The following is a 13,428-nucleotide window of genomic DNA, read 5'->3' as shown; positions in this document are numbered from 1 at the left end:
GGCGCGGAGACCGCGAACTTGGCTTATGAAACGCGCCCTAAAGCCAATCGTGCTCGCGGGCGTATCTGGCGGCCTCGTGCCGGGTCTGCGTCTGGGTCTTCTGCATCGCGTTCGAGAGGTAGTTCCGCACCGTGCCCTGCGCGAGATGGAGCTGGGCGGCGATCTCGGCGACGGAGTAGCCCTCGCCGGTCACCCGCAGCACCTCCAGTTCCCGCTCGGTGAGGGGACAGTCGTCGACGACGGCGAGCGCGGAGACGTCCGGATCGATCCAGCGTTTGCCCTGGTGCAGGGCGCCGATGACGAACGTGATGTGCGACGGCTCGGCGGCCTTGCTCACGAAGCCCTGGACACCGAGTTTGAGGGCCTTGCGGAGCACCCCGGGTTTCGCGTGCCGCGTCAGCATGAGGATGACCTGGTTCGGCCGGGTGCGGCGGATCTCCGCGACCGCGCCCAGCCCGTCCACGCCGGGCATTTCGAGGTCGATGACGAGCACGTCGGGCTCGTGCCGCAAGGTGGCCTCGACGGCCTCCTCGCCGTTCTCCGCCTCGGCCAGGACGGTGATCTCGCCTTCGAGCGGGAGCAACGCGGCCATCGCCTTGCGCAGCAGGGCTTCGTCGTCGGCGAGTACGACCGTGGTCATCGTTCCTCCCGGCCGGGGAAGGCCGCGGCGGTCACGAACTGCCCGTCTTCCTGTCGCACCGTCAGTTCACCACCGTCCGCGACGACACGTTGTCCGAGCGCGGCCAGCCCGCGGAGTTCGGGCAGCGGCGCTTGCTGGGCACCGTCGTTGACGATACTGATGCTCCATTCCGACAGCGTGATCCGCACGCGGGTCGCCTGCGCGTGGCGCAGGATGTTGGTCGTGGTCTCGCGCAGGACCTGGCCGAGCAGCCTGCCCGCCGCCGGATCGACGTCCGCCTCCCGGTTGACGCGCACGCGGATCCCCGCGGCCTCGAAAAGGTTCCTCGCGTTTTCCAGTTCGGCGGAGAGGTTGAGCCGGCGCTGGGCGTAGGCGAGTTCCTTCGTCTGGGTGATCGTGTCGGCCACGAGCGCGTGGATCTCCCCCAGTTCCTGTTTGGCCCGCTCGGCGTCGATGTCCACCAGCTTTCTGGCGAGCGCGGTCTTGAGCTTCACCACGTGCAGCGTGTGCCCCTGGATGTCGTGCAGATCGCTCGCGAACCGGACGCGTTCCCGGATCACGGCCAATTCCGCCTCGCGCTCGCGTGACTCCTCGAGCTCCTTGACGACGTCGTAGAACCGCTTGTTGGGGAACATCAGGCCGAGTACGACGGCCGTGATCGCCGCCGGGACGAACACGAAGCTGACCAGCTCACCGGAAACGTCCTCGTGCGAGACCAGCGGCCTCAGCGCACCCACCGCCGCGATGTACGCGACGAGCGCGACGGCCGCCGCGATCCGGTGCCGGGGCACTTGAGGGACGACCAGGGAACCCACGAGGAAGACCCCGAAGAACGACGAACTCCCGCCGACCACCAGCACCGAGAACGGCCACACGGCCGCCGTGACGACCAGGCACGGGATCGCCACCCTCAGGACCTCGCCCGCCGCCCACCGCACGAAGGCGACCATGGCCGCCAGCACGCCTGCGCTCAGGACGACCGCGTGCCACCAGGTCCGCGCGTCGGACGCGACCACGACCACCCCGCCGACGACGAGCAGCGGGAAGAACATGGTGAGGTTGAGCCGGCGCAGCTTTCCCTTCGCCGGCTCGGTGTCCACAGCAGACATGAGCCCAGTATCGGCCCTCGCCGCCGCCGACGACAGTGACACCACGTCATATCCGATCATGACAGACCGCACTGGTCGGTCCGCGTCAGAGCGGCTGGAATCAGACCATGACTTCGACAGCAATCGACGTTGACCGCCTGAACCTGAAATACGGCGACTTCCACGCCGTGAAGGATTTGTCCTTCCAGGTCCGGCAGGGTGAGTTCTACGCCCTGCTGGGCACGAACGGCGCCGGGAAGACCTCGACCCTGGAAACCCTGGAAGGACACCGGAATCCGACGTCGGGCACGGTGCGGGTGCTGGGAAAGAGCCCACGGGATCGCGCCACCGTCCGCCCCGAGATGGGCATCATGCTGCAGGAGAGCGGTTTCTCACCGGATCTGACGGTGAAGGAGTCGATCCGCCTCATCGGGAGCCTGACCCGGCGCACGGACCGGCTCGAACGAGTCCTCGGCATCGTGGACCTGACCCGCAAGGCCGGCACGAAGGTGTCCCAGCTTTCCGGCGGCGAGAAGCGGCGGCTCGACTTCGCGACCGCGGTGTACGGCTCGCCGCGGCTGGTGTTCCTCGACGAGCCGACGACCGGCCTGGACATCCAGTCCCGGGACGCGCTGTGGGACGCGGTCGACAAACTCCGCGAGGACGGATCGACCATCGTGCTCACCACGCATTACCTGGAAGAGGCCCAGCAGCGCGCCGACCGCATCGGCCTGATGCACCGGGGCACCTTCCACCGGGAGGGCACGGTCTCCGAACTCACGCGGACGCTGCCCGCGGTGATCCGGTTCGCCCTGCCGCCTTCGGCCCCGGCGCTGCCGCTACAGGGCAGGACCGAACACGACGGGAAGTTCGTCATCGAGACCTTCGGCTTGCAGAAGGACCTGCACGTCCTGCTGCGGTGGGCGCGGGACAACGCCATCGAACTGCGGGACCTCGAAGCGGGCCCGACCCGGCTCGACGACGTGTTCCGCGCCATCGACAACGACTAGCCACAAAGGACTCCCATGCTCTCGATAGCCCATAGCGAACTCATCCAGATCTTCCGGAACCGCTCGGTCCTGATCACCAGCTTCGTGATGCCGCTGGCCATCTCCGCGTTCTTCGTCTACCAGCACGAGGTCTTCGCCAAGATCGGCAGTCTCGGCTATATCGCGGCGGTCGTGATGTTCACCGTCTGCGCCTTCGGCCTCTACACCAGCGCGGTGACCACGCTGGCGTCGCGGCGGCAGAACCTCTTCCTCAAGCGCTTGCGCTCCACCGCGGCGGGCGACGCGTCCATCCTGGTCGGCCTGGTGCTGCCGGTCACCGTCATCTCACTCGTCCAGGTGGCGGTGATCATGACCGTGCTGGGCACGGTCACCGGATCGCCCGCCAACATCGCCCTGCTGGTGGCGGCGGTGCTCGCCAGCGTCGCCATGATGATCGGCCTCGGCCTGGCCACCGCGGGCCTGACCAACTCCCCCGAGCACGCCCAGGTCACCACCTTGCCGGTCAGTCTCGGCGTGATCGCCGTCGCCAGCTGGGTCGGCATCTCCGGAACCGGCGAGCTGACCTTGCTCAAGCGGCTGCTGCCCGGCGGCTCGGCCACCGAACTCGCCATCGACGCCTGGAACGGCGGAGTCGCCATCACCGATTCACTGCTCCTGCTCGCCCCGACGCTGGCGTGGGTCGTCGTCGCCGTCGTCCTGGCGACCCGGCTCTTCCGCTGGGAGCCGCGCCGATGACCGTCCGAAATGGAGTGAAACTTCTTCCCGTCCTCGTCGCCGTCTTGGTGACCGCGGCGACCCCGGCGGTCGCGTCGGCGGCACCTCCGCCGGAATGGGGGCAGTGCCCCGAAGAGGCAGCGGGCCTCGGCCTGGAATGCGGCACCATCCAGGTCCCGCTGGACTACCGGAACCCTGGCGGTAAGAGCATCGAGATCGCGATCTCGCGCCTGGCGAGCACCAAACCCGGGAAGCGGCGCGGCGTACTGCTGACCAACACCGGCGGCCCCGGCGGCGAAGGGCTGGCCTATCCGGCCACGCTCAAGAAACTGAACATTCCGCAAGAGGTGCTCGACAGCTACGACGTCATCGGAATGGACCCGCGCGGCGTCCACAACAGCACGCCGGTGACGTGCGGGCTGTCCCTCGCCGAGCATCCGACCAACATCCCGAGGTACGCCAGGAACTCGGCCGACGTCACGAGCGAGGCGCAGCGGGTCGCCGCCGTCGCCGCGAAATGCGGTTCTTCGGCCACCGCCCCGCTCCTGCCGTACATGACGACCGCCAACACCGCCCGCGACATGGACCGGGTGCGCGAGGCGCTCGGCGAGCGGAAGGTGAACTACTTCGGCATCTCGTACGGCACCTACCTCGGCTCGGTGTACACGTCCTTGTTCCCCGAACGCAGCGACCGGTTCCTGATCGACAGCGCGACCGGCCCCGGCGGCTGGGACGCCTCCTTCTCGCGCCTGTTCGGCCAGGGCGTCGAAGACCGCTTCCCGGACTTCGCGAAATTCGCCGCTTCGAAGCCCGAATACGGCCTGGGCCGGACGCCTGCGCAAGTGACGGCGAAGTACTTCGAGCTCGCCGCGCGGCTGGACCGGACACCGAGCCCGGACGGCTACAACGGCCAGGTGTTCCGCCACGTCACGTTCGCCGATCTCTACTACGACAGCAGGCTGCCGCACCTGGCCGAGACCTGGCGCGCGCTCGACACCGGGAAGCCCGTCCCTTCGCCTTTGTCCGGTGCGGGCTACCCGTCGGACAACTACATCGCGAGTCAGCTGCACGTGATCTGCAACGACTCCGACTGGCCGGAGGACGTCGGCACGTATCGACGCAACGTCGCCATCGACCGGTTCCGCCACCCGCTGTTCGGCGCGGCGGCCGCGGACATCACGCCGTGCGCGTTCTGGCCGTCCGAACCGATCGAACCGCCCGTGAAGATCAGCGACCGCGGCCCCTCGAACGTGCTGATCGTGCAGAACCTCCGCGACCCGGCCACGCCGCTGGCGGGGGCACGGAAACTGCGCCAAGCCTTCGGCGACCGCGCCAGGATGGTCACCGTCGACCAGGGCGGGCATCTGGCGTACCTGTTCAAGGACAACCGGTGCGCGAACGACCTCGCGACGGAGTTCCTGGTCGGCGTGCCGCGGCCGCGGCACGATTTCGCCTGCTGATCCGGTGTCTGACCGCGCGGGGCCGGTCGTGACCGGGCCTGTCATGCACGCTCGCGGGGTCGCCCATGCAAGACCAAGCGCCGCGTGACGCGGCCGCGGCACGACCTCACCTGCTGCTCCGGGTGGCCCCGCCGAAGACAACCTCGGTCGTGACCGGTCCCCTCATGCGGGACCGTGTGGATTTCGGGACGTTGGATGACCCGAAATCCACACGGTGGTGCGAGATCGGTCCAGTCACACACGCTCGCCGGGTCGCCCATGCAAGACCAGCACGACCTCACCTGCTGACCCGGGTAGCCCCGCCGAAGACAACCTCGGTCGCGACCGGTCCCCTCATGCGGGACCGTGTGGATTCCGGGACGTTGAATGACCCGAAACCCACACAGTCGCGCGTGATCGGCCCGGTCACACACGCTCGCCAGGTCGCCCACGAAAGACCAGCACGACCTCACCTTCTGCCCCGGGGACCGGCGAGCGGTACGGCCAAGATCCCGTGTTGCGAAAGCCACTTTCGCAACCTTCAACGTTGCGAAAGCCACTTTCGCAACATCCCGCCGGGCATCCACCCAGTCACGAAAGACCAAAGCGCCCCGGGCCGGGGACCCCGGCCCGGGGCGACCCCCAGTACAGGTCTCGGTTCAGCGGTCACGTTCCTTGGCGAACAAGGACTTCGACCACAGATATCCGACGACCACGAGCAGGACGCACCAGCCGACGGCGAGCCAGCCGCTGCTTCCGATCCGGGTGCCGAGCAGCAGACCGCGGATGGTTTCGATGACCGGCGTGAACGGCTGGTAGTCGGCGAACCAGCGCAGCCACGCGGGCATCGAGTCGGTGGGCACGAACCCGCTGCCGAGGAACGGCAGCAGCAGGAAGATCATCGGCGTGTTGCTGGCCGTCTCCACGCTCTTGGCCGCCAGGCCCAGCGCCACGGAAAGCCAAGTGAGCGCGATGGTCAGCAGCAACAGCAGGCCGACGACCGCGAACCACTCGCCGACCCCCGCCGTCGGCGAGAAGCCGATGAGCAGCGTGACCCCGAAGACCACGGCGAGCGCGAACGCGGTCTGGATGAGCGCGCCGACGACGTGCCCGGTCAGGACCGACGCCTTGCTGATCGCCATCGTCCGGAACCGCGCGATGATGCCTTCGGTCATGTCCGTCGCCACGGAGATCGCGGTACCGAGCGCGGCGCTGCACACGGTCACGAGCAGGATGGCCGGCGTGACGTAGCCGACGTACTCGGCCCTGCCGCCTCCGCCGCCGAGCCCGTTCCCGAGCGTGCCGCCGAAGACGTAGACGAACAGCAGCAGGAACACGATCGGCTGGCCGATCAGCATGATGGTGAGCGACGGATAGCGTTGCATGTGCCGGATGTTGCGGCGCAGCATCGTCGCCGAGTCGCGCATCGAGAGGGACAGGGTGCTCATCGGGCCATCTCCTTGGTGGCGTCGGTCCGGTGACCGGTGAGGCTGAGGAACACGTCGTCGAGGTCCGGCGTGTGCACGGTGAGGCTGTCGACGGCGACGGCGTCGAGGCGGTCCAGCACGGTGCGAAGGTCGGCGACGGTGCCGTCGGTCGGCACGCGGAGCGCGAGCGTGTCTTCGTCCGAAGTGGACACTCGAAGCACGCGGGCCGCGTCACGCAGGGAAACCGCGTCGGGGAACTTCAGCTGCATGTGCCCGCCGGGGACGCGCCGCTTCAGTTCGTCGGGCGTACCGAGCGCGACGATCCGGCCGCCGTCGAGTACGGCGACCCGGTCCGCGAGCTGATCGGCCTCCTCCAGGTACTGCGTGGTGAGGAAGATCGTCACCCCGCCGTCGACGAGGTCCCGGATGATCTCCCACATCGTGCGACGGCTGCGCGGGTCGAGGCCGGTGGTCGGTTCGTCGAGGAAGATGACCTTCGGATCGCCGATCAACGTCATCGCCAGGTCGAGTTTGCGGCGCATGCCACCCGAGAAGGTGGACGGCGTCTTCTTCGCGGCGCCGGACAGTTCGAACCGCTCCAGGAGTTCGGCGGCGCGCTTGCGCCCCGCCCGGCGCGGCAGATGGTGCAGATCCGCCATGAGGAACAGGTTCTCCTCGCCGGTGAGGAGATTGTCGACGGCGGAGAACTGGCCGGTGAGGCCGATGGCGGCGCGGACACCGTCCGGGTCGGTGCCGAGGTCGGCTCCGGCGATGGTCGCGGCGCCTGCGTCCGGAGTGACCAAAGTGGACAGGATGTTGACCGTGGTGGTCTTGCCCGCGCCGTTGGGGCCGAGCAGCGAGAAGACGGTGCCCGCCGGGACGTGCAGGTCGATGCCGTCCAGGACGACCTTGTCGCCGTAGGACTTACGCAGTCCGGTCGCGGAAATGGCCGGGTGTCTCATGGGGATTCCCCTTCAGGAACGGTGGACGATGATGTCGCCGACGGAGGTGCCGGCGTGGACTTCGACCTTGTCGGTCGCGTCGCCGGGCGCGGTGGCCGTGGTCATGTCGTTGATGACGCGGCCGAAGGCGGTGTTCACGTCGAGCCACGCGGCGCTGCCCTCGCGGACGCCGATCTCGACGTCTCCCAACGAGGTTTCGAGGGTGAGCGTGCCCCTGGCCGCGTCGAGCACACGGACGGATCCGTTGGCGGTCTTGGCTTCGACGTCGCTTTCGGCCTTCTCGACGGTGATGTCGCCATTGGCCGAACGGACGCGGATCGAGTCGGCGGCGGCCCCGATCGTGGTGGTGCCGTTGGAGTTCTTGACCACCGCGGTGCCCTCGATCGCGCCGACGTGCACCCGGCCGGAACTCGTGCTGATGTCCGCGTTGCCCTCGGCGTGCTCGACGACGATGTTCCCGGACGCGGAGTGCAGTTTCAGCTCGCCGGCGCGGTCGAGCCGGAGGTGCCCGGTGCCCGATTTGTAGCGGCAACCGCCGATCCGCCCGGTCACGGTCAGGTCGCCGAGCCCGGTGCTCCCCTGCACCCGGGAACCGGCGGGGAGTTCGATGGTCACGTCGATCGACCTCGTCCGATTGGAGAAGTCGAGCAGGCGCATCTTCGGCGCACGGACGGTCAGGGTGCCGCCGGAGAATTCGACGACGGTCCGCTTCGCGGCGTCGACGTCGGAGTCGTTGTTCGCGTCGAGCGGCGCCACTTCGACGACCGTGTCGGTGCGGTCGCCGGCGACGATGCGGACATTGCCGACGACCGGCTCGAGGTCCGCGAGAATGGGTTCCGGGGTGGCGAAAGAAGGCATGGTTGTCCCCTCGAAGGTGGTGTGATCGGTGTTTGTGCCGGTGAACGGGGTCTAACTGACCCAGCCGGTGTAGCGCTGTGCGCCGCGGTGACCGCCGCCGGCCGGGGCGGGTGGCGTGGCCCGTTCCGACGGGTTCAGCGCCGCGGAGGCGGCACGCACGAGCCACGCGTTGACCGAACGGCCCTGCGCGGCCGCCGCTTCCTCGACGCGTGTCTTGAGGTTTTCCGGGAGCCGGAAGTTGATCCTGGCCGTGGCCCCTTCGTCCTCAGGCAGCGGCGCCGCCGGAGGCTCCGGCACGGCGGCCGCGACCGGCTCGGCCTGTCCGACCGCGGGCAGCGTGACGGCGAAGCTGGCTTCCCCGGCACGCAACCGGACCTCGACCGAACCCGGCGCGAGGTCACGGGTGATCTCGTCCGACGCGGCGGACAGCGCGTCCAGCAGCGCGAGACGAATGGCCGACGCGAGCGGCGCGGTCAGGCGTTCAGCGAGCGCGCTCGCCTCGGCTCCCCCCGCCTCGGCGGCGACGGCGAGTTCCCGGCGAACGTTGTCCACAAAGGGCGTCAGATCCATGATGCCATCATGGCACCAACGTGGCGCCATTGCAAGGCCAGCTTGGCGCCACAATGCGCCAATATGGCGTCATTGCAGGTCAGGGCCACTTCTGCCCCTTCGGCCAGTCTCCACTGGCGGGGAAAGCAGGACGCGGGCGAACGCGTTGCCGGGATCGTTCACGGCGGGCCAGAATCGCCACGAGCCGCGCGGAAAAGGAAGCGACCCGCCGCCAGGGCGTGGGGGTCACCCGAGGCGGGCCGCTACCCGGTTCCCACCGTACAAGAGCACCACTCGCTCATGCGGGCAACGCTTTTTGTCCCTGCGGCTCTTGACAAATCGAATATCCACAGTGGACAGAAGAGGGTATATGCGACCAGTCCGGGTGAGCGTCTGCGCACTGGACCCCATCACGAAGGCCGGAATGGCCGGCCTCCTCGGGGCACGCCCGTCCGTCAAGGTGGTCGAGGACCGGGCGCGGGACGAAACCGATGTCGTCGTCGCCGCGTTCGACCGGCTTTCCGCCGACGCGCTCACCGCGCTGCGCAAGGTCACCGCCGAATTCGGCAGGCCGATCGTGCTGGTGACCGACCGGGTCGAGGAGGGCGGCCTCGCGGCGGCGGTCGCGTGCCGGGTGGTCGCCATCCTGCCGAGGTCGGCGATGACCGACTCCCGGGTGGCCGACAGCGTCCGTGCCGCCGCCTCGGGCGGCCCGCCGCGGGATCTGCTCGGCAGGCTGGCCGAACACGCCGAGCGGCTGCACCGGGAGATGCTCGCGCCGGACGTGCCCGCCGGGGTGGGGCTCTCCTCAAGGGAGATCGACGTCCTCCGCCTGATGGCCGACGGGCTCGACACACAGGAGATCGCCACCGAACTCGCCTATTCGGAGCGAACGGTGAAGAACGTGATCTACGCCGTCACCGACCGGCTGCGGCTGCGGAACCGGTCGCACGCGGTGGCCTACGCGATCCGGGAAGGGGTCATCTGAAAACGCTCAGATGAGCCCCTCGCGCAGCGCGTACGCCACGACGTGGGTGCGGTTGCGCAGATTGAAGCGGCTGAGCAGGCCGTGCAGGATGTTCTTGACGGTCCGGTCGGAGTAGGCCACCCGCCGGGCGATCTCACCGGTGTCGAATCCTTCCGCGAGCAGCCGGAGCACTTCGGTCTCGCGGGGTGACAGACCGCTGAGCGTGAGCTCGCGGGGTTCGAGAACTTCCTTGTGCAGCCGCGAAATCCCGCGGAGCAGGCTGCCGAGCTGTTCGGCGGGCAGATCGCCCCGGCCGGCGTGGGCGTCGGCGACCGCGCGCAGCAGCCGTCCCGGTGTCGCCTCGGAGCGCGCGACGACGACGGCGAGCCCGCGTTCCACCGCGGCCCACAGTTCGGCCTGGTTGGGCTGATCGGCCACCAGCACCAGCCGGGCGGACCCGGCCGGGATGCGCCTCGGGTCGTCGCCCGCGACCGCGACGAGGACGTCGGCCTGCTCCGGATCGTCGCGCAAGCTGATGCCGGGCCCGTCGCCGAGCGCGCTGCGCAGCCCCGCCCGGACGAGCGGATCGGCGGCGTGCACGGCGACCCGGATCTTCTCGGCCCGGAGTACCGGGCGGACGGGCGTCGTCATGATCGTCGACATGCCTTCCAGGTAACCGGCCCCCGAGAAGGCCGGACAAGCGGAAGCAGGGGGCAGCTTTTCGTCATCGGAAGCCTGCCGGTTGAATGGGCCGCGGTGGAGGCGAACGAGAAGCGGTCGGTGTTCGGCAAGCTCCTGCTCGAACACCGGCGAGCCGCGGGGTGGACGCAGGGGCGCCTGGCCGAGGCCTCCGGTATCAGTGTCCGCGCCCTGCGCGAGCTGGAGCGCGGCCGCGCACGAGCCGCCCAGCAACGCTCCGCCGAGGTACTGGCCGACGCGCTCGGCCTGACCGGCGGCGACCGGGAGTTCTTCCTGACCGTCGCCAAACAGGGACGTCGCCGGAATCCGGCGCTGGCCGCCCAGGTCGCGGCGACCTGCGCGCTGCCCGCGCCCACCGCGGATCTGTCCGGCCGCGAAAGCGAGCTGGAACAGCTGTCCGCGAAGGTCGCCGAAGGTGCCGGCGTGGTCGCGATCGTCGGGCAGGCCGGGGTCGGGAAGACCGCGCTCGCGGTGACCGCCGCGGAGCTGTGGCGCGCGGAGTTCCCGGACGGGGGCTACGCCGTGGACCTGCGCGGGATGGACGAACGACCGCTGAGCGCCGGAACCGCGCTCGACCGGCTGTTGCGCGCGCTGGACGTCGCGCCGGGACAGGTGCCCGCGTCCGAAGCCGAACGGTCGGCGTTGCTGCGGATGCTGCTCGAAGGGCGCAAAGTCCTGCTGCTGCTCGACAACGCGGCCGACGAAGCGCAGATCCGCCCGCTGCTGGTCGCCGGGCCCGGCTCCCTCACCCTGATCACCTGCCGCCGGACGCTCGCCGGGCTCGAAGGCGCCCGGTGGCTCGGGCTCGAAGCGCTTTCGGGCGACGGCGCGACCGGCCTGCTCGCCAGGATCATCGGCGCAGACCGGGTACACGCGGAGCCCGGCGCGGCACGCGAACTCGCCGAGCTGTGCGGGCGTCTGCCGCTCGCGCTCCGGATCGCGGGAAACCGGCTCGCCACCCGGCCACAGTGGTCGCTGGCCCAGCTGGCGGACCGGCTGCGCGACGAAAGCACCCGGTTGCGCGCGCTCGCGGCGGGCGATCTGCGGCTGCGCCCGGCTTTCGACCTGTCCTATCGCGCGGTCTCGCCCGAGGCCCGGCGTCTGTTCCGGCTGCTGGCGACCGTGCCCGGCGCCGACTTCGGCCTCGAACTCGCGGTCGTCGTCTCCGGCGCTTCGCCCGCCGACGTCCGTGACCAGCTCGACGAACTCGCCGACGCCAGCCTTCTGCAGAGCACGGCGGAACCGGAGCGGCACCAGTTCCACGACCTGATCCGCCTGTTCGCCGAGGAACGGTTCGAGGCCGAGGAGGATCCGGCCGCGCGGGACACCGTGCTCGCCCATCTGCTCGACAAGGCGGCGGAAGCGGCCAGGCTGTTCTACCCCGGAGCGCCGGAGAACGGCCGCTTCGGCTCTCGGGAAGAGAGCGCCCGCTGGCTGGACGCCGAAGGCGGGAACTGGGTCGCCGCGCACCGGATCGCGGCACGGAAGGGCCTGCACCGGCAGGTCCGGGATCTCGCCGTCGCGCTGCACTGGTACTCCGACGGGCGGAGCGCCCAGCGGCCGTGGTGGGAGATCTTCTCGCTCGGCGCGGCCGCGGCGAACACGCTCGGCGACGCGGGGGCCGAGGCGAAACTCCTCAACTTCGTCGGCTGGGCCGCCAGCGTCTGTCTCGGTGACGACGAGGGTGCCGTGGCGGCGCACCGCCGCGCGATGGACATCGCCGTCGGGATCGGCGACCGCGTCGAGCAGACCTGGGCGTCGATCTACCTCGGCCAGGTGCTGCGGCTGACCGGAAAGGACGACGAAGCGTTCGAGTTCGCGAAGCGCGGGTACGAGCTGGCGGGCGAACTTCCGTTCTGGGACGGGCAAACCACGGCGCGGAACGTCTACGGGCGCGCGCTGCTCAACGCCGGACGGCACGCCGAAGCGCTCGCCGTGCACCGGGCCGTGCTTTCCGACGCCGAGCGGCTGGCCGGCGACACGTATCCCGGATTCCATCGGCTGCTGAAGGCTTTGACCCTGCGCGCCATCGGTGACGTGCACGGTGATCTCACCGAATGGCGGGAGGCGGCTGGCCACTACCGCACCGGCCGGTGGCTCGCGTGGGAAGGCGGTTTCGACGCTCTGGAAGCGACCTGCGCCTTCCGTGAGGGGCGAGCCTGGCGGGAAGCCGGTGCCTTCGAGGAAGCCAGGGAGTGCCTCACCCTGGCCGTGGACCTCTCCGAGGGGCCGTCGTTCGGCGCGCTGCGCGAGCAGGCTTCGGCCGAACTGGCGCTCCTGCCCGCGGAGCGCCGACTAAGCTTCGGGCCGACAGAGCGGGAGGACCGATGACGGACGCGGACGGGAAGAGCCCGCGGGAGCGCTATCGCGACCAGGTGCGCGCGGAGATCAAGCAGCACGCGTGGGAGCAGATCGCCGCCGCCGGGGTGCCCGCGCTGTCCCTCAACGCGATCGCCAAACAGGTCGGGATGAGCGGTCCCGCCCTGTACCGGTACTTCGCCAGCCGCGACGATCTCATCACCGCGCTCATCCGTGACGCGTACCGGAGCCTCGCCGACACCGTTCGCGCGGCGTTCGACGGCGGCGCCGATCTGGCCGGGCTCGCCGTCACCATCCGGGACTGGGCCAGGAGCGACCCGCAGCGCTACTTCCTCATCTACGGCACGCCCGTCCCCGGCTACCACGCGCCCGAGGACACCACCGCCATCACGAGCGAGGTCATGGCCGTGCTGCTCGAAGCGTGCCGCGCGATCACCATCGACAAGCCGGAAACCCCGTTCGACAAGCATCTGGACGGCCATCGCGACTGGGCGGGCGGCGATCCGGCCCCGTCCTCGACGCTGCACCGCGCGCTCGCTTTCTGGACCCGGTTGCACGGCGTGCTCTCACTCGAACTCGCCGGGCACTTCACCGGGATGAAGTTCGACCCCGACCTGTTGATCGCGGACGAACTGGACGACCTCACGACCCGGTGACCCGCTCACCTTCTCGATGAACCTTTCCCGCCTGCCGGGCGTCTTGCCTTGTGACGTCGCCGCCGACCGCGGTTGACATACAACGTTGTAAGGTTATAGC

13 protein-coding genes are annotated in these 13,428 nt (G+C 69.6%); 6 read left to right on the top strand and 7 right to left on the bottom strand.

The window, feature by feature from the left end:
• Positions 1–37 precede the first annotated feature (37 nt).
• Both ACZ3HL_RS33105 and ACZ3HL_RS33100 read right to left on the bottom strand, forming a co-directional pair.
• Positions 38–640 (bottom strand): response regulator transcription factor, encoded by a 603-nt coding sequence (locus ACZ3HL_RS33105; protein ID WP_034323874.1) that lies wholly within the window; start codon positions 638–640, stop codon positions 38–40.
• On the bottom strand, positions 637–1,740 hold the full coding sequence (locus tag ACZ3HL_RS33100; protein ID WP_465535386.1) for a sensor histidine kinase: 1,104 nt from the start codon (positions 1,738–1,740) through the stop codon (positions 637–639). The genes ACZ3HL_RS33105 and ACZ3HL_RS33100 overlap by 4 nt, the downstream gene beginning before the upstream one ends.
• A 116-nt stretch (positions 1,741–1,856) precedes the next feature.
• Between ACZ3HL_RS33100 and ACZ3HL_RS33095 the strand changes: the two genes are divergently transcribed.
• The 3 genes from ACZ3HL_RS33095 to ACZ3HL_RS33085 are packed head-to-tail and all read left to right on the top strand — an operon-like array spanning position 1,857 to position 4,912.
• Positions 1,857–2,738: an ABC transporter ATP-binding protein gene (locus tag ACZ3HL_RS33095; protein ID WP_465412833.1), complete on the top strand. Its 882-nt coding sequence runs from the start codon at positions 1,857–1,859 to the stop codon at positions 2,736–2,738.
• Between the two features lie 15 nt (positions 2,739–2,753).
• Positions 2,754–3,473 (top strand): ABC transporter permease, encoded by a 720-nt coding sequence (locus tag ACZ3HL_RS33090; RefSeq protein ID WP_465535286.1) that lies wholly within the window; start codon positions 2,754–2,756, stop codon positions 3,471–3,473.
• Complete coding sequence (locus tag ACZ3HL_RS33085) at positions 3,470–4,912, top strand: alpha/beta hydrolase (protein ID WP_465535285.1); 1,443 nt, start codon at positions 3,470–3,472, stop codon at positions 4,910–4,912. Before ACZ3HL_RS33090 ends, ACZ3HL_RS33085 begins: the two co-directional genes overlap by 4 nt.
• 638 nt (positions 4,913–5,550) lie before the next feature.
• On the opposite strand, the gene ACZ3HL_RS33080 is transcribed toward ACZ3HL_RS33085, so the two are convergent.
• The 4 genes from ACZ3HL_RS33080 to ACZ3HL_RS33065 are packed head-to-tail and all read right to left on the bottom strand — an operon-like array spanning position 5,551 to position 8,708.
• Positions 5,551–6,339, bottom strand: a complete 789-nt coding sequence (locus ACZ3HL_RS33080) for an ABC transporter permease (protein ID WP_465535284.1) — start codon at positions 6,337–6,339, stop codon at positions 5,551–5,553.
• Positions 6,336–7,280: an ATP-binding cassette domain-containing protein gene (locus tag ACZ3HL_RS33075; protein ID WP_465535283.1), complete on the bottom strand. Its 945-nt coding sequence runs from the start codon at positions 7,278–7,280 to the stop codon at positions 6,336–6,338. The genes ACZ3HL_RS33080 and ACZ3HL_RS33075 overlap by 4 nt, the downstream gene beginning before the upstream one ends.
• Positions 7,281–7,292: 12 nt before the next feature.
• Complete coding sequence (locus tag ACZ3HL_RS33070) at positions 7,293–8,138, bottom strand: DUF4097 family beta strand repeat-containing protein (protein WP_465535282.1); 846 nt, start codon at positions 8,136–8,138, stop codon at positions 7,293–7,295.
• Positions 8,139–8,189: 51 nt separating this feature from the next.
• Positions 8,190–8,708 carry an Arc family DNA-binding protein gene (locus tag ACZ3HL_RS33065; protein ID WP_465535281.1) on the bottom strand — a complete coding sequence of 173 codons (519 nt, stop codon included), beginning with the start codon at positions 8,706–8,708 and terminating at the stop codon, positions 8,190–8,192.
• Positions 8,709–9,111: 403 nt separating this feature from the next.
• Between ACZ3HL_RS33065 and ACZ3HL_RS33060 the strand changes: the two genes are divergently transcribed.
• On the top strand, positions 9,112–9,675 hold the full coding sequence (locus tag ACZ3HL_RS33060) for a helix-turn-helix transcriptional regulator (protein ID WP_465413154.1): 564 nt from the start codon (positions 9,112–9,114) through the stop codon (positions 9,673–9,675).
• Positions 9,676–9,681: 6 nt separating this feature from the next.
• On the opposite strand, the gene ACZ3HL_RS33055 is transcribed toward ACZ3HL_RS33060, so the two are convergent.
• The gene (locus tag ACZ3HL_RS33055; protein ID WP_465535280.1) at positions 9,682–10,317 is read right to left on the bottom strand and encodes a helix-turn-helix transcriptional regulator; all 636 of its coding nucleotides are present in this window, start codon (positions 10,315–10,317) and stop codon (positions 9,682–9,684) included.
• 93 nt (positions 10,318–10,410) lie between these two features.
• Between ACZ3HL_RS33055 and ACZ3HL_RS33050 the strand changes: the two genes are divergently transcribed.
• Entirely contained in the window at positions 10,411–12,684 is a 2,274-nt protein-coding gene (locus ACZ3HL_RS33050) for an ATP-binding protein (protein ID WP_465535279.1), read from the top strand.
• Positions 12,681–13,328 (top strand): TetR/AcrR family transcriptional regulator, encoded by a 648-nt coding sequence (locus tag ACZ3HL_RS33045; RefSeq protein WP_465535278.1) that lies wholly within the window; start codon positions 12,681–12,683, stop codon positions 13,326–13,328. Before ACZ3HL_RS33050 ends, ACZ3HL_RS33045 begins: the two co-directional genes overlap by 4 nt.
• The last annotated feature ends 100 nt before the right edge of the window (positions 13,329–13,428 follow it).

Source organism: Amycolatopsis sp. NPDC000009 (assembly GCF_055563465.1).
This window is presented reverse-complemented; position numbering and strand designations above follow the sequence as displayed.